Source organism: Pseudoduganella sp. jia 12 (genome assembly GCF_055502675.1).
Window position 1 is genome coordinate 1 of the sequence record NZ_JBUXKP010000005.1, and the last position, 23384, is coordinate 23384.

Here is a 23384-nt window from a genome sequence, read left to right on the forward strand (position 1 = left end):
TACAAGTCATGCCTGATGACCATAGCAAGTCGGTCCCACCCCTTCCCATCCCGAACAGGACCGTGAAACGACTTTGCGCCGATGATAGTGCTGCAACCAGTGTGAAAGTAGGTTATCGTCAGGCTGTAATTCCGAGAGAAGCCCATTGCGTGATCGCAGTGGGCTTTTTTCATTTGTACTCATGCTTTGCAGTACGCGCAGACTTCGCTCCAGGCCCCGGGTTTTTGCTCGGCCGGGCACTGCCCGACCTCGCTCCGCGAACAGGACCGCGAAACGACTCTGCGCCGATGATAGTGCTGCAACCAGTGTGAAAGTTGGTTCAATCAGGCTGTTATATAGAAAAACCCCGCCAGCGTGTGCTGGCGGGGTTTTTTGCATTGGGAATGCCGTTTCAGCAGTAAAAACCGGTGACAGACACCGGTTTTTGGAAACAAAATTTCAGAAAACTGGTGTCTGTCACCGGTTTTTCGGCCAGGCACTGCCCAACGTCGCTTCCAAAACCAGTGGCAAGCACCGGTTTTGCCGGAACTTCATACTCCCCAGACGATGCTGTCGCCACCATCCCGGGCCGCACGCAGCATCTCCAGTAATGGAAATGCGCGTTGTGCGAAGCCGATATGGTTTTTATCGGCCATTTCCGCGGACTCATCCTCCTCGGGCAGGTGATGGGCGTGCGAATGATTGGCGTGCCCGGCATCCACTTCCGGGTGCAGCTTGCTCAGCGTGATTTCCTGCTCCAGCAGTTGTACGGCATGGGCTGCCTCGGCGGCCGTGATGACGCCGCGCGTGTGGTTCTTGTTCAGCACATCCAGGATCCGCTGAGCATGCTCCTGGTACATCGTGACATCGGAAAAAGATTGGGATTTGAATGTGATTAACATGGCGCTTCCTGATCTATTGTTGTAATGATCCAACGATATCACGGCTTGCCGCGAGACACCGGCACGCACGCCAGCGTTTCAGTTCAGCTTAAATGAGCGGATGAAAGTGTCAATATTCTCCGCGTCCACGGCGCGTTCCGGCCCGATCACGACAACCTGGTAGGCGCGCTTGCCATGGGACAAAAAACGGCCGTGCAGCTGCATCGGCCGCCCGTTGTTCGCACCATGGGCTTCCAGTTCCACGCCATCGGCGCGCGCAGTTTCCTTCGATACCTTGCCGGCGATATTGCGCACCATGGCCGCCTGCATCGACCGCGCGGCATGCTCGGCCTGGGCCGCATCCGCCAGTTCGGTCGTGCCGACGGCAAACATCGTTCCATCGACTTCTGCGGCCGTCATCGTCATGGCCGCCTGGCGGCCGCCGAGCGATACGGTACGCGTGTGCGTTGCCGGTTTTCCGGGGAACAGCACGGAATAAGGCGCATCGGCGGCGCGGTAATCGCGCCAGTTGAACTGCGGGCTGCAGGCGCCCAAGACCGTGACAACGGCCACGGCCAGCGAAATCGAAAGGTAAAGTCTCATGCCACCGATGGTAGCAGCGTCGAGAACCCGACGCCATCTGAGCAGGTGTCAGGATGCGCGCAATACGCGACGAAACTGGACCGCTTCGGCCACGTGCTTTGCCAGCACGTTTTCCGAACCGGTCAGGTCGGCAACGGTGCGCGCAACCCGCAGCACGCGATGATAGGCGCGGGCCGACCAGTGGAACTGCAGCATCGCCTTGTGCAGCGTGTCCTGCCCGGCACGGTCGGGCTTGCAATGCCGGTCGATCTCGCGCGGCGTAAGATAGCGGTTGCTCTTTTTCTGACGGTCCAGCTGCCGCTGGAAAGCCGCCTCCACGCGGGCGGCGATCACCTGCGAAGGCTCGCCATCCTCGGCAGTGGGCAGCATATCCGTCGGCACCGGGGCGACTTCGATCTGCATGTCGATGCGATCCAGCAGAGGACCGGAAATGCGATCCTGGTAACGCATGATCGTATCCTGCGAACACTTGCATTTGCCGCAGAGCTGGCCGTGATAGCCGCAAGGGCAGGGGTTCATGGCGGCGACAAGCTGGAACCGTGCAGGGAACTCGGCCTGCCGCGCCGCGCGTGAAATCGTCACTCGCCCGGATTCGAGCGGCTCGCGCAGCACTTCGAGCACGCGGCGGTCGAATTCGGGCAATTCATCCAGGAACAATACGCCGCAATGCGCCAGCGAGATCTCGCCCGGCCGGGGAACGCTGCCGCCGCCCACCAGTGCCACGCCCGACGACGTGTGGTGCGGCGCGCGGAACGGCCGTCGCTTCCATGCTGCTGGGGTGAAGGTTCCCGTCAGCGACTGCACGGCGGCCGCTTCCAGGGCCTCGTCATTCGTCATCGACGGCAGCAAGCCGGCGAAACGCGACGCCAGCATCGTCTTGCCGGCACCGGGAGGGCCCACCATGATGATGCTGTGTCCACCGGCAGCGGCCACTTCCAGCGCCCGCTTGGCATGCCATTGTCCTTTCACTTCCGCAAAATCGGCATGTTCGACAAGCTGGGGCTGGGGTGAGGGGCGATGCCGGGCGAGCCTGGCGGAATCGTCCGCCGCGCAGAAATGGTTGCACACTTCCAGCAGCGTGGCGGCCGGGTACACCGCCGCGCCGTCGACCAGCGCCGCCTCGTCCGCGTTGGCCAGCGGCAGGATGAAGGCAGCGCGCGCGCGTGCGCGCTGCATGGCGAACGTCATCGCCAGCGCGCCGCGGATCGGCCGCAGCTCGCCGGTCAGCGACAGTTCGCCGGCAAATTCGTAGCGGGACAGCGGCGGCGTGGGGATCTGGCCGGAAGCGGCCAGGATGCCGAGCGCGATCGGCAAGTCGAACCGGCCGGATTCCTTGGGCAGGTCGGCCGGCGCCAGGCTGACGGTGATGCGGTGGTTCGGCATGTCGAAGCCGGCGTTGACGATGGCGGCGCGCACACGGTCGCGCGCTTCCTTGACCTCGGTTTCGGCCAGCCCAACGATGTGAAATGCCGGCAAGCCATTGGCGAGATGGATCTCGACGCTGACTTCAGGGGCTTCGATGCCGTTCAGCGCACGGCTTTTCAGGACGGCCAGGCTCATGATTCCCCGCTGCAAGCTGTGGATGGACAAGACGATCTTGCATCGTAGGCTGTTGCAGCGGGCGCGGCCTTGCGCCGCGATAAGGCAGGAAAACCGTTACAGCGGTGCTTTCTCGGCGGCGATTTTCGCCTCGAGCTCGGCTAGGCGTGTCTCCAGCAATTCCAGGCGGGCGCGGGTCTTGGCCAGCACCTGTGCCTGGATGTCGAACTCTTCGCGCGTTACCAGATCCAGCTTGGAAAAGCCCTGGGTCATCATTGATTTCACATTGCGTTCAATGTCCTTGGCAGGCGAGTTCTCGATGACGTTGTTGATCTTGGATTGCAGGTCGGTAAAGAAGGCGTTCATGTCCACGATGGGCTCCAGGTGAGTTTTTTCGCACGAATGCACCACAATGGTGCCAGTACGAAGATTATTTGGTGCGAAGAGGCGTCGCGCTCCGGGCCTTGGCTATCGGCTCAGCAACTATTTGCTGGCACGCATTCTGCTTTAGCTAAAGGGACAACGAGTCAGACGAATTTTAAACCGCAATAAAAGTTCACTCAAAAGGAAATCGCCATGTCATACCCGAGCAAGCGCTCCGCCCTGTCCATCGCCGTCCTGTTCGCGTGCATCGCGGCAGGCCAGGCACAGGCACAGGAAGCCGCCGCGGCACCCGAGGCGAAACCGGACAATGAGATCAGCTTCAACGCGGCCGTTACCAGCGATTACCGTTACCGCGGCATTTCGCAGACACGCCTGAAACCCGCGCTGCAGGGCGGCGCCGACTGGGTCAACAACCCGACAGGTTTCTATGCCGGCACCTGGCTGTCCACCATCAAGTGGGTCAAGGACGGCGGCGGCGACGGCAGCGTCGAATGGGACGTGTACGCGGGCAAGCGCGGAGAGCTCGGCTCCGGCTTCACGTACGACGTCGGCGGCCTCGGCTATATCTACGCATCGAACTCGCTGCCCACCAGCGCCAACACGTTCGAATTGTACGGCCAGGTGGGCTTCGGTCCCGCCACGCTGAAATACTCCCATTCGCTGACGAACCTGTTCGGCTTTGCCGACAGCAAGAACAGCCAGTACCTGGATGCATCCGTCAACCAGGACCTGGGCGAAGGCTTCATCCTGAACCTGCACGTGGGTCACCAGAAAGTGAAGAATAACGGTTCCGCCGATTACACCGACTGGAAAGTGGGCGTGACCAAGGACTTCGGCATCGCCACCGTATCGCTGGCCTATGTCGATACCAATACCGAAGCCTACATCGCACCGAACGGCAAGAATCTGGGGAAATCCGGCGCCGTGCTGACCCTGTCCAAAACCTTCTGATATAAAACGAGGCCTGCCATGAAAATGATTACCGCCATCATCAAGCCGTTCAAGCTGGACGAGGTGCGCGAAGCCCTCTCCGCGATCAACGTGCAAGGCATCACCGTCACCGAGGTCAAGGGCTTCGGTCGCCAGAAAGGCCATACGGAGCTGTACCGCGGCGCCGAATACGTGGTCGACTTCCTGCCCAAGACCAAGATCGAGGCGGCGGTCGACGACGCGATCGTCGAGCAGGCCATCGAAGCCATCGAAACGGCTGCCCGCACGGGCAAGATCGGCGACGGCAAGATTTTCGTATATAACCTGGAGCAGGTCATCCGTATCCGTACCGGCGAAACCGGCAACGACGCTCTTTAAAGACAAAAAAAGGGGAATCAGATGAAGAAAATGATCACCAAATGGCTGGCCGGGGCAGCCATGCTGATGGCGTTCAGCGCTGCGCCGGCCTGGGCGCAGGATGCGGCCACGACCGATGCGCCGGCTGCCACCGCAACGGCTGCCGCACCCGCCGCGGCTGAAGCCGCGCCCGCCCTGGCACCGGCTGCCGCCGCACCGGCCGCCGCCGAAGCGGCACCAGCCGCTGCCCCCACGCCGCACAAGGGCGATACCGCCTGGATGTTCGTCGCCACGCTGCTGGTCATCATGATGTCGGTCCCCGGCCTGGCCCTGTTCTATGGCGGCCTGGTGCGCTCGAAGAACATGCTGTCCATCCTGATGCAGATCTTCACGATCTTCTCGCTGATCATCGTGCTGTGGTGCCTGTACGGCTATTCGATCGCGTTCACCGAAGGCAATGCGTTCTTCGGCGGATTCAGCCGCGCGCTGCTGAACGGCATTTATGACCCCGTCGCCGGCACGTTCGCGTATGCGGCCACGTTCAGCAAGGGTGTCGTCATTCCCGAATTCATCTTTGTCGCGTTCCAGGGCACGTTTGCCGCCATTACCTGCGGCCTGATCGTCGGTGCTTTCGCCGAGCGCGCGAAATTCGCCGCCGTGCTGGCCTTCATCGTGATCTGGTTCACCTTTGCCTACCTGCCGATGGCGCACATGGTCTGGTTCTGGAGCGGCCCGGATGCGATCACCGATGCGGCCTCGCTGGCCACCGTGACCGCCAAGGGCGGCTACCTGTGGGGCCATGGCGCGCTGGACTTTGCCGGCGGCACCGTGGTGCACATCAATGCCGCCGTCGCTGGCCTGGTGGGTGCCTACATGATGGGCAAGCGCGTCGGTTACGGCCGTGAATCGATGGCACCGCATTCGCTCGTGATGACGATGATCGGCGCCTCGCTGCTGTGGGTGGGCTGGTTCGGCTTCAACGCCGGCTCCGCGCTGGAAGCGGGCGACATCGCCGCGCTGGCCTTCGTGAACACGCTGTTGGCCACCGCTGCCGCCACCGTGTCCTGGCTGTTCGCAGAATGGATCTTCAAGGGCAAGCCGTCGATGTTGGGTGCCGTGTCCGGCGCCGTTGCCGGCCTGGTGGCCATCACCCCGGCCGCCGGCTTCGTCGGCCCGATGGGCGGCCTGGTCATCGGCCTGCTGGCCGGCGTAGTCTGCCTGTGGGGCGTGAATGGCCTGAAGCGCATGCTGGGTGCCGACGACTCGCTGGACGTGTTCGGCGTGCACGGCGTGGGCGGTATCCTGGGCGCGGTGCTGACGGGCGTGTTCGCCGCCCCGTCGCTGGGCGGGCAGGGCATCTGGGATTACGTGGCCAACAAGGCATCGGCCGACTACTCGATCGGCGGCCAGGTGATCACCCAGCTGATCGGCGTGGGCGTCACGATCCTGTGGTCGGGTATCGTGGCCTTCATCGCCTACAAGCTGGTGGACATCGTCATCGGCCTGCGCGTGCCGGAAGAGCAGGAGCGCGAAGGCCTGGACATCAACAGCCACGGCGAAACGGCGTATCACATCTGATTGCACGCGGTTTCTCGCTCAACAACCGCTCAACACCGCGGTTTTACCGCCAAAAGCGCCCTCCGGGGCGCTTTTTTGTTTTGTGCACCTTTAAAATGGCGTTTTTGCCCTGATTTGGTGAATCCGCCTTCAGATTTGCAAGGCGGGCACGCAGTTCGCCCATCACTACAAGGAAGTAAGCATGGTTCCCCACCTCGTCACGGCCCTGACCGGACCGCTGCTCGATCTCGAAGAAAAAATCCTGGCCGCCACCCCCGCCATCGAGCGCTGGTTCCGGTTGGAGTGGCAGGAACACACGCCGCCGTTCTATTGTTCGGTCGACCTGCGCAACGCCGGCTACAAGCTCGCCCCGGTGGACACGAACCTGTTCCCCGGCGGCTTCCACTACCTGGCCAGCGAAATGCTCCCGCTGTCGGTGCAGGCAGCGATGGCCGCGATCGACAAGTATTGCCCCGATGCCCGCAACCTGCTGGTGATCCCGGAAAGCTATAACCGCCATCCCACCTACCTGGAGAATGTGGCGCGCCTGGCGCAGATCTTCCGCCAGACGGGCCTGCACGTGCGGCTCGGCACCCTGGATCCGGCCATCACGCAGCCCACGCCGCTGGCGCTGCCGGATGGGAACATGCTGGTCGTCGAGCCGCTCGAGCGCTCGGCCAACGGCCGTCGCGTGGGGCTGAAGGACTTCGACCCGTGCACGGTCCTGCTGAACAACGACCTGTCGATCGGCACGCCGGACATCCTGCAAAACATCCACGAGCAAAGCCTGCTGCCGCCGCTGCACGCCGGCTGGGGCATGCGCCGCAAGCACAACCATTTCACGGCGTACGACGAGGTGGCCAAGAAATTCGGCAAGCTGATCGGCGTCGACCCGTGGATGGTGAACCCGTTCCACGCCCGCTGCGGCGAAGTCGACCTGCAATCGGGCGAAGGCCAGGATTGCCTGGCAGGCAATGTCGACGCGGTGCTGGCCAAGATCCGCAAGAAATACAAGGAATACGGCATCAAGGAAAAGCCGTTCGTCATCATCAAGCCGGATGCGGGCACGTATGGCAAGGGCATCATCAGCATCCGCGACGCGGCCGAGCTGAAGGACCTGTCGCCGCAGCAGCGCGAGCGCATGTCGGTGGTCAAGGATGGCCAGGTCATCAGCGATCTGAACATCCAGGAAGGCGTGCCCACGTTCGAGAGCATCAAGGATGCGGTGGCCGAGCCGGTGGTCTACATGATCGACCGCTACGTGGTCGGCGGCTTCTACCGCGTGCACGCGGAGCGCGGCGTGGACCAGAACCTGAATGCGCCGGGCTCGGAGTTCGTGCCGCTGGCGTTCGCGCAGCAGCACGCCGTGCCCGACCTGAAGGCCAAGCCCGGCACCGCCGCGCCGAACCGGTTCTACGTGTACGGCGTGGTGGCCCGGCTGGCGCTGCTGGCCGCGTCGCTGGAAATGGAACGCACCGATCCGAACCCCGAAGTGTACTGAGGCGCCCGATGTTTCCCGAAAACCGGTGACAGACACCAGTTTTGAAAAAATGTTTCAAGGGAATGGGCGTCTGTCACCGGTTTGTGCCGGGCCACACGTTGGCGGGTGGTGGCCTGGACCGATGGCGCTTTGCAATCTCGGCTAGAATCAGCCATTACCCAGAATGGATGTGCCCATGAAAATCGCTTTTCTTGCCGACCCGTTGGCGAACTTCAAGATCTACAAGGACTCCACGTACGCGATGATGGCCGAGGCTGCAAAGCGCGGCCACGAGGTGTACGCGTTCCAGCAGCGCCACATGGCGCTCGAGAACGGCATCGTCCGCGCCTGGGTGTCGCGCATCACCATGACGGGGGGCGGGCAGGAAGACTGGTACGAGGCGGCGCCGTCGGAAGACGTGGCCCTTGGCGAATTCGACGTGATCCTGGAGCGCAAGGATCCGCCGTTCGACATGGAATACGTGTACGGCACCTACCTGCTGCAGCTCGCCGAAAAGCAGGGCGTGAAGGTGTTGAACAGTCCGCAGGCGATCCGCGACCACAACGAAAAGCTGTCGATCGCGCAATTCTCGCAGTTCACGTCGCCCACGATCGTCACGTCCGATGAAACGCGCCTGCGCGCCTTCCATGCCGAACACGGCGACGTGATCTTCAAGCCGCTGGACGGCATGGGCGGCACGGGCATCTTCCGGGTCAAGGCCGATGCGCTGAACCTCGGCTCGATCATCGAGACCCTGTCGCAAAACGGCCGCCAGACCATCATGGCGCAGCGCTACATCCCCGAGATCGTGAAGGGCGACAAGCGCATCCTCGTCATCGGCGGCAAGCCGGTGCCATTCTCGCTGGCCCGCATTCCGCAAGGCAGCGAGGTGCGCGGCAACCTGGCGGCGGGCGGCATCGGCGTGGCCCAGCCCCTCACCGAACGCGACCGTGAAATTGCCGAGGCGATCGGTCCGGTATTGGCCGAGCGCGGCTTATTGCTGGTAGGATTGGACGTGATCGGCGACTATCTGACGGAGGTCAACGTCACCAGCCCGACCTGTTTCCAGGAGATCACGGAGCAGACCGGCTTCCAGGTAGCCGCCATGTTCATCGACGCGGTCGAACAGGCGGCCTGACGGGGACGGATATGGTTGGCATTCTACTGATGACGCACGCGCCGCTGGGCGAGGCATTCCTGGCGGCCGTGGCCCACGTGTTCCGCAACAAGGTCGAGCACCTCGAAGCGATCGACGTGGTGGCGGACCAGGACCTGGGCGATGTGCAGGCGCTGGCCGCGGCGGCGATCAGGCGGCTGGACGACGGTTCCGGCGTGCTGGTGATCACCGACGTGAAGGGCGGCACGCCGGCCAATTGCTGCAACCGGCTGGCCGACGCGGGCCATGTGGAAGTCATCGCCGGCATCAGCCTGCCGATGCTGCTGCGGGCGATCACCTACCGCATGGATACGCTCGACGTGGTGGTGGAAATGGCATTGGCCGGCGCGCAGAGCGGGGCGGTGCGGGTGGATAACCGAATCCGGGTCAATTAAACAATCCGGGTCAATTGAACAATTCGGGTCAACGAGACAAACAAGAAAACATGATTCAGCAAGAACTCGAAATCGTCAACAAACTCGGTCTGCATGCGCGTGCTTCGGCCAAATTCACCCAGCTGGCCGCCAGGTTCAAGAGCGATGTCTGGCTGACCCGCAATGGCCGGCGCATCAATGCGAAATCGATCATGGGCGTCATGATGCTGGCCGCCGGCAAGGGGGCCAAGGTCACGCTGGAAGCGGACGGAGCCGACGAACAGGAGTGCATCACCGCGCTTGCCGGGCTGGTCAACGACAAGTTCGGCGAAGGCGAGTAAATGCCGTTTGACCGGGGAGCACCGATGGCATCGTTCACACTGCACGGCATTCCGGTTTCGCGCGGCATTGCCATCGGCCGCGCCCAGATCCTGGCGCCGGCCGCGCTGGACGTCAAGCATTACCTGATCGCCGAAGAGCACGTGGAAGCGGAAGTGGTGCGCCTGCAGACGGCGCTGGCCACCGTGCACCGCGAACTGCAAACGCTGTGGAACGAATTGCCGAAGGATGCGCCGACCGAGCTGGGCGCGTTCATCGACGTCCACGCGCTGATCCTTTCCGATCCGATGATCTCCGAGGCGCCGCTGGACATCATCCGCAGCCGCCACTACAACGCCGAGTGGGCCCTCGTCACGCAGATCGAGGAACTGTCGGCGCAGTTCGACGAGATCGAGGATCCTTACCTGCGCGAGCGCAAGGTCGACATCCAGCAGGTGGCCGAGCGGGTGCTGAAGGTGCTGCTGGGCAGCGAGCCGCTGCCCGTGCCGGTGGAGCCGGACGACGACGAATTCCAGGCGCAGATGGTGGTGGTGGCGCACGACATCTCGCCGGCGGACATGCTCAAGTTCCGCGATCGCTCGTTCATCGGCTTCGTCACGGACGTGGGCGGGCAGAACTCGCACACGGCCATCGTGGCGCGCAGCCTCGATATCCCGGCCGCCGTCGGCGTGGCGCAGGCTTCCAGCCTGATCGAGCAGGATGACTGGGTGATCATCGACGGCGATGCCGGCGTGGTCATCGTCAGCCCCAGCGCCCTGGTGCTGGAACAGTACCGCGAACGCCAGCTGGCCGCGCAGCGCGCCCGGAAAAAGCTGTCGAAGCTGAAGAAGACACCCGCCGTCACGAAGGATGGCACGGCGATCACGCTGCTGGCCAACATCGAGCTGCCGGACGATTGCGGCCCCGCGCTGGAAGCGGGCGCCAACGGCGTGGGCCTGTTCCGCTCCGAATTCCTGTTCATGGGCCGCGCCAGCGACATGCCTTCCGAAGACGAGCAGTTCGAGCAGTACCGGCGCGCCGTCGTGGCGATGAAAGGGCGGCCGGTCACGATCCGCACGCTCGACATCGGCGCCGACAAGCCGCTGGACACCACCGAGCACACCGCGCTGAATCCGGCGCTGGGCCTGCGCGCGATCCGCTATTGCCTGTCCGAGCCGCAGATCTTCCTCACGCAGCTACGCGCCATCCTGCGCGCTTCCGCATTCGGCAAGCTGCGCATCCTGATCCCGATGCTGGCGCATTCGCACGAGATCGACCAGTCGCTGGCCATGATCGAGCTGGCCAAGGCCGAACTGCGCGAAGCGAACATCAAGTACGACGCGGACGTGGACGTGGGCGCCATGATCGAAATCCCCGCCGCCGCGCTGGCGCTGCCGATGTTCGTGCGGAAGATGAAGTTCCTGTCGATCGGCACCAACGACCTCATTCAGTACACGCTGGCCATCGACCGGGTTGATTATGAGGTGGCGCACCTTTACAATCCCCTGCATCCCGCCGTACTGCAACTGATTTCGATGACCATAGCCGCCGGCCACAAGGCCGGTATCGATGTTGCCGTGTGCGGCGAGATGGCGGGCGACGTGAAGCTCACCCGCCTGCTGCTCGGCATGGGCCTGCGCGATTTCTCGATGCACCCGGCGCAGCTGCTGTCGGTGAAGCAGGAGATCCTCAATACCGACATGGCCCGGATCCTGCCGCATACGCGCAAGATACTTCGTTCCATGGACCCGGACGTCATCGCGGATGCCGTCCTGTCGCTGCAAACGATGTAGAAACCATAGCGGGTGCCCTCATTCGGGCCCCGCCATCATCACTGGCCCGTGGGGCCGCGCAGTACACAATCCAATAATTCGAAAACATGTCCTCGATAGGAATCGTTTCTCCGCAAACCATGGCGTTCGCGGAAGCCCTGCCCCTGCAAAGCGGTGCGTCGCTGCGCGACTACACGCTGATGTATGAAACCTACGGCACCCTGAATGCCGACAAATCGAACGCGGTGCTGATCTGCCACGCGCTCAACGCCTCGCACCACGTGGCCGGCTGGTATGCCGACGACCCGAAGAACGTGGGCTGGTGGGACAACATGATCGGTCCCGGCAAGCCGGTCGATACGAACGAATTCTTCGTCATCGGCGTGAACAACCTCGGTTCGTGCTTCGGCTCCACCGGCCCCATGCACGCCAATCCGGCCACCGGCAAGCCTTATGGCGCCGCCTTTCCCGTGGTAACGGTGGAAGACTGGGTATCTGCCCAGGCCCGCCTGGCGGACCGCCTGGGCATCGGCCAGTTCGCCGCCGTGATGGGCGGGTCGCTGGGCGGCATGCAGGCGCTCGCATGGAGCATCATGTACCCGGACCGGCTGCGCCACTGCGTGGTGATCGCTTCCACGCCCAAGCTGTCGGCGCAGAACATCGCCTTCAACGACGTGGCGCGGCAAGCCATCCTGTCGGACCCGGATTACCACGGCGGCGATTTCTACGAACACGGCGTGGTGCCGAAGAACGGCCTGAAGGTGGCTCGGATGGTGGGCCACATCACCTACCTGTCGGACGACGACATGGCCGAGAAATTCGGCCGCAAGCTGCGCAACATGGCGGAAAGCGGTGAAATGCGTAACAGCTACAAATTCGGTTTCGGTATCGACTTCGAGATCGAATCGTACCTGCGCTACCAGGGCGACAAGTTCGCCACGTACTTCGACGCCAACACGTATCTGCTGATTACAAAGGCGCTCGACTACTTCGACCCGGCGCGCGTGCACGATGGCGACCTGACGCGCACGCTGGCGAAAACGACGGCGAAGTTCTTCCTGGCGTCGTTTACCACCGACTGGCGCTTTTCGCCGGAGCGCTCGCGCGAGATCGTGCAGGCGCTGCTGGCCAACCGCCGCGAAGTTACCTACGCGGAAATCGATGCGCCGCACGGCCACGATGCCTTCCTGCTGGAGGATCAGCGCTACATGGGCATGGTGCGGGCGTATTTCACGCAGATTGCCGCCGAATCGAAAGGGGGTGCGGCATGACGTTCGACGACCTGAAACGCACGCGCCCCGACCTGGCCTTCATCGCCCACTGGATACAGCCCGGTGCGCACGTGCTGGACGTGGGCTGCGGCGACGGCTTCATGATGGACTACCTGCAGAGCGACAAGCGCTGCACTGGCTATGGCCTGGAACTGGCCGACGACAAGGTACTGGAAAGCACCCAGCGCGGCGTGCGCGTGATCCAGCAGGATTTCGAAAAGGGCGGCCTGGCGCTGTTCGGCGACAATTCGTTCGACACGGTGCTGTGCCTTTCCGCGCTGCAGATGATGCAGCACGTGGAGGCGCTGCTGCGCGACATCGTCCGCGTCGGCAACGAGGCGATCGTGTCGTTCCCGAACTTTGCCTACTGGCCGCACCGCGTGGCATTGCTGAAGGGGCGGATGCCCGTGTCGAAGACCCTGCCGTACCAGTGGTACGACACGCCTAACGTGCGCTGCGCAACGATCGAGGACTTCCGGGCGCTCGCCGCCGAGGTGGGTGTCGAAGTGCTGGAATACGTGGCGCTGGCCGAAGGGCGGATCGTCGACTTCCTGCCGAACCTGCGGGGAGAGCTGGCCGTGTTCCGCCTGCGCAAGAAGAACGGGCGCTGACGATCACAGGCGCGATGGCAGCGGGGCGGCAGCGGCGTGTGTTATCGTGTGGCAAACGACCGTGAAATTTGTCAGAATGTCCACGGTCGTACGGATATCCATCATGAAAACACTCAAACACAGCCTGGCATTCATCGCCCTGGCCGCTGCCATGCAAGTGGCACCGGCCCAGCAACCCGCACCTTCCGCCAACGCGGCGGACGGCATTCCGGTTACGCGCCTGTCGCGTTTGCGCGTGCTGTCCGACGAGCAGGCCGTCAACCAGCAGTCGAAGCTGCAATACGACGCACTGATCAAGGAAGCCGACCAGAAAAACGCGCTGGTCGACGACAGCCATCCGCAGGTGCAGCGCCTGCGCGCGATCGCGAAACGCATCATCCCGCACGTGGGCCGCTGGAATCCCGAAGCGGCGCAATGGAACTGGGAAGTCAACCTGCTCAACTCCGACCAGGTGAATGCCTTCTGCATGCCTGGCGGAAGGATCGCCTTCTTCACCGGCATCCTCACGAAGCTGAACATGACGGATGACGAAGTGGCCATGGTGATGGGCCACGAAATCGCCCACGCGCTGCGGGAACATGCGCGCAAGCGGCAGGGCGAATCGCAACTGGCGGCAATTGCCGGCAAGGTGGGCGGCATCGCCGCTTCGGCGCTGTTCGGCATCGACCCGAACCTCACCGATTTCGGCGGACGCATGGCGGCCCAGGCGGCCGTGCTGAAGTTCTCGCGCGGCGAGGAAACCGAAGCCGATCTCGTGGGCATCGACCTGGCCGCGCGCGCCGGCTTCGATCCGCGCGCCGGCATCGCGCTGTGGCAGAAGATGGGCGCCGTCAATGCGCGCGCGCCGATCGAATTCCTGTCCACCCACCCGAGCGGCGAAACCCGCATCGGGGAAATGAACAAGAGCATGCCGCTGGTGCTGCCGGTGTATGCGCGCACGAAGGGCACCACGGTGGCGAAGCTGCCGGCTTACCGCACCACGCCGCTGCCGAAGTCATAGAGCGCACTGCGCGCCTTACCGTTTCCTGCATGTCTTCCACCGTCAAGTTCCACGGCAAGGCGCCGTTGCCCATGCGCGATGGCGTCACGCCCAGCTACCTGTGGCTGCCCGAGGGCGACTGGCCCGACCTGATTACCTTCATGGTGGCCAACTATCCCGCCGTGACCGAGGCGCAATGGCGCGAACGGATGGCGCGTGGCGACGTGGTCGACGCGCAGGGCAGGGCGCTGGCGCCCGATTCGCCCTACAAGCGCAACCTGCGCATCTTCTACTACCGCGAGCTGGACGCCGAAGCGCCGATTCCGTTCGAGGAAGAAGTGCTGTACCGGGACGAGCACATCGTGGTGGCCGACAAGCCGCATTTCCTGCCGACGATTCCCAGCGGCCGCTTCCTGAAGGAGACGCTGCTGGTGCGCCTGCGCGCGAAGCTCGGCATCGAGGAACTCGTGCCGATCCACCGGCTCGACCGCGAAACGGCCGGCGTGGTCGTCTTTTCCTGCAACCTCGACAGCCGGGGCGCCTACCAGTCGCTGTTCCAGCAGCGTGTCGTGCAAAAGGAATACGAGGCGCTGGCCGGCCCGCTGCCGGGGCGCGAATTCCCGTTCAGCTACCGCAGCCGGATGGTGCAGGGCGATAAATTCTTCACGATGAAGGAAGCGCCGGGCGAGCCGAATTCGGAAACGATGATCGATATCGTGGAGCAGCGGGGCGAGCACGTGCTGTATCGCCTGTGGCCGCACACCGGGCGGCAGCACCAGCTGCGCGTGCACCTGGCCGCGCTGGGCATCCCGATCGTCAACGATGCGTTCTACCCGGTGGCGCTGCCGTGCAAGGGCGAGGATGTGTCCACGCCCTTGAAACTGCTGGCGCGGGCGATCGGCTTTCCCGATCCGCTGACCGGGGAATGGCGCTATTTTGAAAGCCGGCGCACCCTGTAGTACGCCGGTTGGCGGTCAGCGCTGGTACTCGATGATCAGCGGTGCGTGGTCGGAGAATTTCACGTCCTTGTAGACGGAAACGGCCTGCGCGCAGCCGGCGATGCCGGGGGTGGCCACATGATAGTCGATGCGCCAGCCGACGTTCTTCGCGTAGGCCTGGCCGCGGTTGCTCCACCACGTGTACTGGTCCGGGCGCGGGTCGAGGCCGCGGTGCACGTCCACGTAGCCGCACTCGTCGAAGATGCGCGTCAGCCATGCGCGCTCTTCCGGCAGGAAGCCGGAATTCTTCAGGTTGCCCTTCCAGTTCTTCAGGTCGATTTCCTTGTGGGCGATGTTCCAGTCGCCGCAGATGACGACTTCACGGCCTTCGGCGCGCAGTTCGACGAGGTGGGGCAGGAACAGGTCCATGAAGCGGAACTTGGCTTCCTGGCGTTCCGGCGACGACGAGCCGGACGGGCAGTACACGGAAATGACCGTCAGGTCGCCGAAATCGCAACGCACGTAGCGGCCCTCGGCATCGAATTCGGGGCTGCCGAAGCCGATCTTCACCGCATCGGGCTCGGTCTTGCTGTACACGCCCGTTCCGGAATACCCTTTTTTCTCGGCATAGTGGAAATGGCCGTGGTAGCCGTGCGGATTGCGGAACTCGTCCGTCATGTCGCTGGCAACGCACTTGAGCTCCTGCACGCAGATGAAATCGGCGGACTGGGTGCCCATCCAGTCGAAAAAGCCCTTCTTGGCGGCGGAGCGGATGCCATTCAGGTTGGCGGAGATGATCTTTGGCATGGATTAAAATACGGGCACTTTTAGAAACAGGACCAGCATATGAATGATTTGAGGCAACACGGGTTGAGGCAACAGTTTATCGCGTTTTCCGTCTCGGCGGGAGTGCTGAAATTCGGCGAATTCACCACCAAGGCGGGGCGCCAGTCGCCCTATTTCTTCAACGCGGGCCTGTTCCATGACGGTGCCACGCTGGCGAAAGTGGCCGACTTCTACGCCCAGACGCTGCTCGATTCCGGCGTGGAGTTCGACATGCTGTTCGGCCCCGCCTACAAGGGCATCACGCTGGCCTCGGCCACGGCGATGGCGCTGGCCGGCAAGGGCCGCAACACGTCGTTCGCCTACAACCGCAAGGAAGCCAAGGACCATGGCGAAGGCGGCACCCTCGTCGGCGCGAAACTCACCGGCAAGGTCGTCATCATCGACGACGTGATCTCGGCGGGCACCTCGGTGCGCGAATCGGTCGAGATGATCCGCAACGCCGGCGCCGAGCCGTGCGCCGTGCTGATCGCGCTGGACCGGATGGAGCGGGGTGGCAAGGATGGTGTCGTGTCGGAACTGTCCGCCGTGCAGGAAGTCAGCAGGAACTATGGCATTCCCGTGATCTCGATCGGCAGCCTGGCCGATTTGCTGGGCTACCTGGCGGCCGATCCGGCGCTGGCGCAACACAAGGATGCGGTGGCCGCCTACCGCGACCGGTACGGCGTTTCCTGAACGCTGCCTGAGCGTTCATTGAACGTTCATTGAACATTCCTGCCCCATTCGCATCCTCCTCCCGTTGTGCTTAAATAGAGGCAACCAAAGTAGCGACAACTTGAGGAGGCGGCGATGAACAAGGCATCCCTGAAGGTTTATGGCGACGAAGCATTCGTTGCCGACGTGCGCGACGGCTTGCCCAGCGAGCCCGAGCACAGCTGGCAGAAGGGCGACGTGCGCCCGGATGGCCGCGTGCGCATCGATGCCGGTTTTTACGTGGACCTGGGCCAGGACGCGAACCCGGTCGCCATGATGCGCCACTTGCGCGCCTGGCTGCACGAATGCGAGGCGCGCGGCATCACGTTCGACATGCCGCCGCTGGCCGCCGAACTGCGCATCGCGGTCACGAACGTGGGGCCGGACGACGCGCTCGATTTCTCGATCGCCGATCTGACCCTGTTCGTCAACATGGGGATCACGCTCAGTATCACGGGCTGATTCACAGACTGACTCCACAGACCGATTCCACAGACCGACCATCACGGGCCGATGCGCTTTTCCGAAGACCGGCTCGACACCTTCCCCGGCCGTGGCGGCGCCCCGCGCACCGTGCACATCTGGGAGCCGCCAGCCCCCGTGGCGCCCTCGGCCATCCTGCTCGCGCTGCACGGCGGCATGGCCCATGCGGGCGACTGGGTCACGCTGGCCCTGTACTTCCGCGACCGGCATATCGCCACCGCCGCTTTCGACCTGTGCGGCCATGGCGCGGGCAAGCGCGCCGATATTCCCGACTTCGACATCTTCGTCGAAGAGACCGGCCTGTTCCTCGACTGGATCCGCGCGCGCTGGCCGGGCATTCCCGTGTTCGTCATCGGGCATTCGATGGGGGGCCTGGTCGCCACGACGTTCGGGCTGCGGGGCGGCGACGGCGTTGCCGGCTTCATTCTTTCTTCTCCCTATTACGTGAACGCGGTGCCCGTGCCGGCCGTGCTGCAAAGGCTGTCCACCGTGCTGGCCAGGCTGGCACCGGCGATGAAAGTGCCGCTGGCACCGCTGACCAACGTGCTCACGCACGATGCGGCCATCACGGCCCGCCACCACCGCGACGAGGCGGACGGCATTCGCGCCAGCGAGATCACCGTGCGCTTCGGCCATGCGCTGCAGCGGGCGCAGCGCGGCCTGTCGCTGGCGGGATGGCGGCATCCGCTGTATGCCGTGCTGGCGGGGCAGGACCAGCTGGCCGACACGAACGCCACCGTGCAGCTGCTGCGCGCCGTGCCGCCGCACCTGCTGACCTGCCGCATCGAGGCGCACAACCGCCACGAGAATTTCAACGAGCTGAACCGGGATGACATCTTTGCCGGCATCGGCGCGTGGATCGCCCGCATGCTGGAAGTACGGGAAGGTTAAAAACCCCACATACCGCCGGTCAAAATGCGGCTAGCATCGAAATCTCCCACGAACTGGAGGATGTCATGGATTCGATCAATCGCAACCAGGCGGAACAGACCCACAAGGACCTGGCGGGGCACGACGCCGTCAAGCGCATCCGGCACATCGTCGACGACGCGGCCAGTTGCTTTTTCGTGAGCAGCGGCACCGATGCGCGGCCGATGTCCGTGCTCGATGTCGACGCGGCAGGCAGCCTGTGGTTCATGAGCGCCGCCGACAGCCACAAGAACGCGGAAGTCGCGGCGGACCCGAAAGTGCGCCTGTATTTTCAGGCGTCGAAACATGCCGGCTTCCTGTACCTGGACGGTATCGCGACGATCTCGACGGACCCGAACCGGATCCGCGAACTGTGGAGCCCGGAACTGGCCACGTGGTTCACGGGTGGGCTGGGCGACCCGCGCATCACGCTGATCCGCGTCGTGCCCACCGATGGCTACTACTGGGATAACAAGCACGGCAACCTCGTGGCCGGCCTGAAGATCATGGTGGGCGCCGCGATCGGCAAGACGATGGACGATTCGATCGAGGGGCGCGTTGCCCCCTGACGAGGAGCGCGTTGGTGGCGAGCACCGCAGCGGGCAGCACTTCAGCGCAGGCCGCGGGTAACCCTGGCCACCCAGGTCGGCAATTCCCATGCGCCGCCGGCGGCCACCAGCCGGCACATGCCCGTGGTGGCCGCCAGCGTCGGCGCGAAGCGGCGGCCGTCCCACGTCCACTCCTGCTTCGACCAGCAGTCGCCGAGCCCGCGGCCTTTCTGGCTGGCGCTGATGGTACCGGCCGCGTAGCCGCTGGCGGCCAGGGTCACCAGCACGGGCGCATAGGGGGCGGCCTTGTTCGCCACCCAGTAGGCCGAGCCTTCGTTGTAGGCGCCGGCCCAGCAAGGCATGTGGATGAGCAGCTTGTCCGGCGTCAGGCGCAGCGCCATCAGCTGTTCCGGCTGCAAGGCATCGCAGTCGTCGGCCCCGAGCGTGCCGCGCAGCTCGCGCAGCAGCGCCGTGCGTGCGGCCGGCGCCAGGTTCACTTCGGTCGAGCCGGCCGAGGCGGGCGATACTTCCGGCGCCGGTAGCGGCGCCGGCACAGCGTCCTCGCTTTTCGCGCCCTTGCGCACCAGGGCGCCAGCGGTGCCAAGCCGGCCCTGGAACTCGTCCATCTTCAGCAGCACGGCCGCGGCACCCTTGCCGGACAGTGTCCACGTCGTGGTGCCGTCCGTCCATTGCAGCTTGCTGTTCTTCGGCAGCGCGGCCAGCAGCGCGGCGGTTTGCGCCGCCGTGAGCCGGTAATTGCCGTCGTCCGCCAGGTCGGGCTCACCCAGCGGCTTGCCATCGATCCGCATCGTCGGCGCACGTTTCGGCTCCGGCGCGTTCTCGTCGTACGTGCCCGTTTGCAACATGGCCTTTACGGGCTGCCCCGGGCCCGCCTTGCGCTCGAGCAGCACCGAGATGGCGGGGCCTGCGGTTTCCTCCGACTGGTAGCCGGCGGCGCGGCAGGTACGGGTGTTGTCGCACGCGACTTCCCAGTCGTGATGGGTGAAATGGATGCCGGCGGGTTCGCCGGCCAGCGCGGGCAGGGCCAGGGTGGCCAGCAGCATGGTGATCGGGGTTCTCATGCCGAGAAGATAACAAAAAAGGCGCCGCAGCGCCTTTTTTTAAAACCGGTGACAGACACCAGTTATTTTGAAACATTGCTCGAAAACCGGTGTCTGTCACCGGTTTTGATTTTGAAACATTGCTCGAAAACCGGTGTCTGTCACCGGTTTCGGTCTCGGCTGGGGTGGGCTCAACCAGCCAGCTTTGCCTTCAGCAGCTCCGTCAGCTGGGCCGGGTTGGCCTTGCCTTTCGAGGCTTTCATTGCCTGGCCGATCAGCGCGTTGATCGCCGCTTCCTTGCCGGCGCGGTACTGTTCCACCGACTTGGCATTGTTGGCGAGGACTTCGTCGACGATCGCCACCAGGGCGCCCGCATCGGACACCTGGCCGAGGTCTTTGTCCTTGATGATGGCATCGACCAGCGCCGTGTCGTCCGAGTTGGCTTCCCACAGCGCCTGGAACACCTCCTTGGCCGCCTTGTTCGAGATCGTGCCGTCGGCGATCCGCTTCAGCATCAGCGCCAGTTGCGCCGGTTTCACGGGCGCGTCGGCGATGTCGACGTCGTTGCGGTTCAGCGTGGACGACACGTCGCCCATCAGCCAGTTCGCGGCCGCCTTGGCGTTCTCCTGGCCGGCTGCCGCCACCACGGCTTCGAAGTACGTGGCCATCGCCTTCGACGACGTCAGCACCAGCGAATCGTATTCCGGCAGCTTGTATTCATGGACGAAGCGCTCGCGCATCACGGCCGGCAGTTCCGGCATCGCCGCTTTCACGCGCTCGATCCATTCCTCGGAAATGGCCAGCGGCGGCAGGTCCGGGTCGGGGAAGTAGCGGTAATCCTGCGCGTCTTCCTTGCTGCGCATCTCGCGGGTTTCCTTGCGATCCGGGTCGTACAGGCGGGTGGCCTGCACGACCTTGCCGCCATCCTCGATCAGTTCGATCTGGCGACGCACTTCCACGTTGACCGCTTCCTCGATGAAACGGAACGAGTTCAGGTTCTTGATCTCGCAGCGCGTGCCGAACTCGGTCTGGCCTTTCGGACGGACGGACACGTTGACGTCGCAGCGGAACGAGCCTTCCTGCATGTTGCCGTCGCAAACGCCCAGCCACATCACCAGGCCGTGCAGCGCCTTGGCATAGGCCACCGCTTCCTGCGCCGAGCGGATCTCCGGCTCAGACACGATCTCCAGCAGCGGCGTACCGGCGCGGTTCAGGTCGATGCCGGACATGCCGTGGTAATCCTCGTGCAGCGACTTGCCGGCGTCTTCCTCGAGGTGGGCGCGCGTCAGGTTCACGGTCTTGGTGACGAACTTGCCATCCTTCTCGTAGCCGAACGTCAGCGAACCGCCCTGCACGACCGGGTCATCCATCTGGCTGATCTGGTAGCCCTTAGGCAGGTCGGGGTAGAAATAATTCTTGCGGGCGAAGATCGATTGCGGCGCGATCTTCGCACCCACGGCAAGGCCGAAGCGGATTGCGCGATCGACGGCCTGCTTGTTCATCACCGGCAGCACGCCCGGCAATGCCAGGTCCACCGGGCTGGCCTGCGTGTTCGGCTCGGCGCCGAACGCCGTCGGCGAGCCGCTGAAGATTTTCGAGTCGGTCGTGAGCTGCACGTGGTTCTCGAGACCGATGACGACTTCCCATTCCATAGCTGTTCTTCCTTGTGATCTTCAGATGCCCGCGGGCGCGCGCGTGTGCCAGTCGGTCGCTTGCTGGAACTGGTGCGCGATGTTCAGCAGCTTCGCCTCGGCAAAGTAATTGCCGATGAGTTGCAGGCCCACCGGCCGGTTCGCGTTCTTGTCGCCCTGGCCGAAGCCGCAAGGGATCGACATGCCGGGCAGGCCGGCCAGGCTGGTGGACAGCGTGAAGATGTCGGCCAGGTAGTTCGCCACCGGGTCGTCCGCCTTCGAGCCCAGGTCCCAGGCCACGGTCGGGGCAACCGGGCCCATGATGACGTCGCAGACAGCGTCCGGACCGGAGAGCACCCTGGCGAAATCGTCGGCGATCAGGCGGCGGATCTTCTGGGCCTTCACATAGTAGGCATCGTAGTAGCCATGGCACAGCACATAGGTGCCGACCATGATGCGGCGCTGCACCTCGGGACCGAAGCCCTGGGCGCGCGTCTTTTTATACATGTCCTGCAGATCCTTGTAGCCCTCGGCACGGAAGCCGTAGCGCACCCCGTCGAAGCGCGACAGGTTCGACGATGCCTCGGCCGGCGCGATCATGTAGTACGCTGGGATCGACAGCGCGGTGTTCGGCAGCGAGATGTCGACCAGGGTGGCGCCCAGCTTCACGAACTGTTCCAGCGCGGAGCGCACGGCCTGTTCCACGTCGGCGGAGAGGCCTTCGCCGAAGTATTCCTTCGGCACGCCGATGCGCAGGCCCGTCAACGGCTCGTTCAGGTTGCGCGTGAAGTCTTCGTGCACGCCGCCCTGTTCCGGTGCCAGGCTCGTCGAATCGCGCTCGTCGTAGCCGGCCATGGCCGACAGCAGCAAGGCGCAATCCTCGGCGGTCTGCGCCATCGGGCCGCCCTGGTCCAGCGACGACGCGAACGCGATCATGCCGAAGCGCGACACGCGGCCGTAGGTGGGCTTGATGCCGGTGATGCCGCAGAACGACGCCGGCTGGCGGATCGAGCCGCCCGTGTCGGTGCCGGTCACGGCCGGTGCCAGGCGCGCGGCCACGGCCGCGGCGGAGCCGCCGGAAGAACCACCGGGCACGGCATTCGCATCCCACGGGTTCTTCACGGCACCGAAGGCCGAATTCTCGTTCGACGAACCCATTGCGAATTCGTCGCAATTGAGTTTGCCCAGGTGAACCATGCCCACGCCATGCAGCTTCTCGACGACGGTGGCATCGAACGGACTCGTGTAATTGGCCAGCATCTTCGAGCCGGCGGTGGAGCGCCAGCCACGCGTCACGAAGATATCCTTGTGGGCGATCGGCACGCCGGTCAGCGCATGGGCATTGCCGGCCGCCAGGCGGGTATCGGCATCGGCGGCCTGAGCCAGCGTCAGCGCGCGGTCCACGTGCAGGAACGCGTTCAGCTCGCTGGCCTCGATACGGTCGAGGTAATGGGTCGCCAGCTCGGTGGCGGAGATCTCTTTCGACTGCAGCAGCGCGGACAGTTCTTTGAGGGTCTTGGTATGGATGATCATAGGGTCTGCAGCGAAATGTTAGTCGATCACCTTCGGCACCAGGTACAGGCCGTCCTCGGTCTTCGGCGCCACCTGCTGGTAATCGTCGCGGCGGTTCGGTTCCGTCGGCACGTCTTCCCGCAGGCGCAACGCGACCTGCATGTGCGCGGCCAGCGGGTGCGCCAGCGGCGGCACGCCGTCGGTATCCACGGCCTGCATCTGCTCGGCCAGCGCGAAAATGCCGTTCAGCTTGTCCAGCATCGCCGCGGAATGCTGCTCGTCCATTTCCAGTTGCGCCAGCTTGGCGATGCGGTTTACGTCGTTCGTTGTCAGGGACATGGTTCTCGGGCGCGAAGCGCAGGATTTAGAAACTGGGGATTTCAAAAGACTTTTGTAACATCGGTCATCTCGCCCTAAAACCCCGGCAAACCTGCATAAACACAGGCTTCGGGGTCCGCACATTTGAGTGGATTCAGGGCAAATAGCCCGTGAATTATAAGGTAGAATGCCGGGTTGATGCGTTGCCGGCATCCCGGTGGCCGCCATATAAGGCAGGACCCGGTTGCAAGCCCGGT

Annotated in this window: 25 protein-coding genes and 1 rRNA gene; 17 read left to right on the plus strand and 9 right to left on the minus strand. The window is 63.8% G+C overall.

Features of this window, described 5'->3' with window-relative positions:
- The first annotated feature begins 11 nt into the window (after positions 1-11).
- Positions 12-124, plus strand: a 5S ribosomal RNA gene (gene rrf / locus ACY65G_RS12120).
- Positions 125-530: 406 nt separating this feature from the next.
- On the opposite strand, the gene ACY65G_RS12125 is transcribed toward rrf, so the two are convergent.
- The 4 genes from ACY65G_RS12125 to ACY65G_RS12140 all read right to left on the minus strand — a co-directional run bounded on the left by ACY65G_RS12125 (position 531) and on the right by ACY65G_RS12140 (position 3374).
- Positions 531-881: a DUF1840 domain-containing protein gene (locus ACY65G_RS12125; RefSeq protein ID WP_464997616.1), complete on the minus strand. Its 351-nt coding sequence runs from the start codon at positions 879-881 to the stop codon at positions 531-533.
- A 78-nt stretch (positions 882-959) separates the two neighbouring features.
- Positions 960-1463 carry a hypothetical protein gene (locus tag ACY65G_RS12130; protein ID WP_464997617.1) on the minus strand — a complete coding sequence of 168 codons (504 nt, stop codon included), beginning with the start codon at positions 1461-1463 and terminating at the stop codon, positions 960-962.
- A 48-nt stretch (positions 1464-1511) separates the two neighbouring features.
- Positions 1512-3023, minus strand: coding sequence for a YifB family Mg chelatase-like AAA ATPase (locus tag ACY65G_RS12135; RefSeq protein ID WP_464997618.1), 1512 nt, complete (start codon positions 3021-3023; stop codon positions 1512-1514).
- Positions 3024-3119: 96 nt separating this feature from the next.
- A complete protein-coding gene (locus tag ACY65G_RS12140; RefSeq protein WP_464997619.1) occupies positions 3120-3374 on the minus strand; it encodes an accessory factor UbiK family protein in 255 nt (84 codons plus the stop codon).
- 204 nt (positions 3375-3578) lie between these two features.
- Here ACY65G_RS12140 and ACY65G_RS12145 point away from each other — a divergent pair, with 204 nt between their 5' ends.
- The 12 genes from ACY65G_RS12145 to ACY65G_RS12200 all read left to right on the plus strand — a co-directional run bounded on the left by ACY65G_RS12145 (position 3579) and on the right by ACY65G_RS12200 (position 15150).
- Positions 3579-4337 (plus strand): TorF family putative porin, encoded by a 759-nt coding sequence (locus tag ACY65G_RS12145; protein ID WP_464997620.1) that lies wholly within the window; start codon positions 3579-3581, stop codon positions 4335-4337.
- Between the two features lie 18 nt (positions 4338-4355).
- A complete protein-coding gene (locus tag ACY65G_RS12150; RefSeq protein ID WP_130186246.1) occupies positions 4356-4694 on the plus strand; it encodes a P-II family nitrogen regulator in 339 nt (112 codons plus the stop codon).
- 21 nt (positions 4695-4715) lie between these two features.
- A complete protein-coding gene (gene amt / locus ACY65G_RS12155; protein WP_464997621.1) occupies positions 4716-6251 on the plus strand; it encodes an ammonium transporter in 1536 nt (511 codons plus the stop codon).
- Positions 6252-6432: 181 nt separating this feature from the next.
- A complete protein-coding gene (gene gshA / locus ACY65G_RS12160; protein ID WP_464997622.1) occupies positions 6433-7731 on the plus strand; it encodes a glutamate--cysteine ligase in 1299 nt (432 codons plus the stop codon).
- 175 nt (positions 7732-7906) lie between these two features.
- On the plus strand, positions 7907-8848 hold the full coding sequence (gene gshB / locus ACY65G_RS12165) for a glutathione synthase (protein WP_464997623.1): 942 nt from the start codon (positions 7907-7909) through the stop codon (positions 8846-8848).
- Between the two features lie 11 nt (positions 8849-8859).
- Positions 8860-9261, plus strand: a complete 402-nt coding sequence (locus tag ACY65G_RS12170; protein ID WP_464997624.1) for a PTS sugar transporter subunit IIA — start codon at positions 8860-8862, stop codon at positions 9259-9261.
- A gap of 50 nt (positions 9262-9311) precedes the next feature.
- On the plus strand, positions 9312-9581 hold the full coding sequence (locus ACY65G_RS12175) for an HPr family phosphocarrier protein (protein ID WP_464997625.1): 270 nt from the start codon (positions 9312-9314) through the stop codon (positions 9579-9581).
- A gap of 24 nt (positions 9582-9605) precedes the next feature.
- Entirely contained in the window at positions 9606-11351 is a 1746-nt protein-coding gene (gene ptsP, locus ACY65G_RS12180; protein WP_464997626.1) for a phosphoenolpyruvate--protein phosphotransferase, read from the plus strand.
- Between the two features lie 86 nt (positions 11352-11437).
- Entirely contained in the window at positions 11438-12601 is a 1164-nt protein-coding gene (gene metX, locus ACY65G_RS12185; RefSeq protein ID WP_464997627.1) for a homoserine O-succinyltransferase MetX, read from the plus strand.
- On the plus strand, positions 12598-13212 hold the full coding sequence (gene metW / locus ACY65G_RS12190) for a methionine biosynthesis protein MetW (protein ID WP_464997628.1): 615 nt from the start codon (positions 12598-12600) through the stop codon (positions 13210-13212). The genes metX and metW overlap by 4 nt, the downstream gene beginning before the upstream one ends.
- 103 nt (positions 13213-13315) lie before the next feature.
- Positions 13316-14212 carry a M48 family metallopeptidase gene (locus ACY65G_RS12195; protein ID WP_464997629.1) on the plus strand — a complete coding sequence of 299 codons (897 nt, stop codon included), beginning with the start codon at positions 13316-13318 and terminating at the stop codon, positions 14210-14212.
- Positions 14213-14241: 29 nt separating this feature from the next.
- Entirely contained in the window at positions 14242-15150 is a 909-nt protein-coding gene (locus ACY65G_RS12200) for a pseudouridine synthase (protein WP_464997630.1), read from the plus strand.
- A gap of 15 nt (positions 15151-15165) precedes the next feature.
- Here the strand turns inward: ACY65G_RS12200 and ACY65G_RS12205 are convergent, their stop codons facing one another.
- The gene (locus ACY65G_RS12205) at positions 15166-15936 is read right to left on the minus strand and encodes an exodeoxyribonuclease III (protein WP_464997631.1); all 771 of its coding nucleotides are present in this window, start codon (positions 15934-15936) and stop codon (positions 15166-15168) included.
- A 39-nt stretch (positions 15937-15975) separates the two neighbouring features.
- Between ACY65G_RS12205 and pyrE the strand changes: the two genes are divergently transcribed.
- The 4 genes from pyrE (at position 15976) to ACY65G_RS12225 (ending at position 18626) form a co-directional block, all read left to right on the plus strand.
- The gene (gene pyrE / locus ACY65G_RS12210; protein ID WP_464997632.1) at positions 15976-16647 is read left to right on the plus strand and encodes an orotate phosphoribosyltransferase; all 672 of its coding nucleotides are present in this window, start codon (positions 15976-15978) and stop codon (positions 16645-16647) included.
- Positions 16648-16761: 114 nt separating this feature from the next.
- Positions 16762-17127, plus strand: a complete 366-nt coding sequence (locus tag ACY65G_RS12215; RefSeq protein WP_464997633.1) for a hypothetical protein — start codon at positions 16762-16764, stop codon at positions 17125-17127.
- Between the two features lie 51 nt (positions 17128-17178).
- Positions 17179-18039, plus strand: a complete 861-nt coding sequence (locus ACY65G_RS12220) for an alpha/beta fold hydrolase (protein WP_464997634.1) — start codon at positions 17179-17181, stop codon at positions 18037-18039.
- Between the two features lie 65 nt (positions 18040-18104).
- Positions 18105-18626 (plus strand): pyridoxamine 5'-phosphate oxidase family protein, encoded by a 522-nt coding sequence (locus ACY65G_RS12225; RefSeq protein WP_464997635.1) that lies wholly within the window; start codon positions 18105-18107, stop codon positions 18624-18626.
- Positions 18627-18667: 41 nt separating this feature from the next.
- Here ACY65G_RS12225 and ACY65G_RS12230 read toward each other — a convergent pair whose 3' ends face one another.
- From ACY65G_RS12230 to gatC, 4 genes are all read right to left on the minus strand, one after another.
- The gene (locus ACY65G_RS12230; RefSeq protein ID WP_464997636.1) at positions 18668-19687 is read right to left on the minus strand and encodes a DUF1176 domain-containing protein; all 1020 of its coding nucleotides are present in this window, start codon (positions 19685-19687) and stop codon (positions 18668-18670) included.
- A gap of 170 nt (positions 19688-19857) precedes the next feature.
- Positions 19858-21318, minus strand: coding sequence for an Asp-tRNA(Asn)/Glu-tRNA(Gln) amidotransferase subunit GatB (gene gatB, locus ACY65G_RS12235; protein ID WP_464997637.1), 1461 nt, complete (start codon positions 21316-21318; stop codon positions 19858-19860).
- Between the two features lie 21 nt (positions 21319-21339).
- The gene (gene gatA, locus ACY65G_RS12240) at positions 21340-22824 is read right to left on the minus strand and encodes an Asp-tRNA(Asn)/Glu-tRNA(Gln) amidotransferase subunit GatA (protein ID WP_464998019.1); all 1485 of its coding nucleotides are present in this window, start codon (positions 22822-22824) and stop codon (positions 21340-21342) included.
- A gap of 24 nt (positions 22825-22848) precedes the next feature.
- The gene (gatC, locus tag ACY65G_RS12245) at positions 22849-23148 is read right to left on the minus strand and encodes an Asp-tRNA(Asn)/Glu-tRNA(Gln) amidotransferase subunit GatC (protein WP_464997638.1); all 300 of its coding nucleotides are present in this window, start codon (positions 23146-23148) and stop codon (positions 22849-22851) included.
- Between the last annotated feature and the right edge of the window lie 236 nt (positions 23149-23384).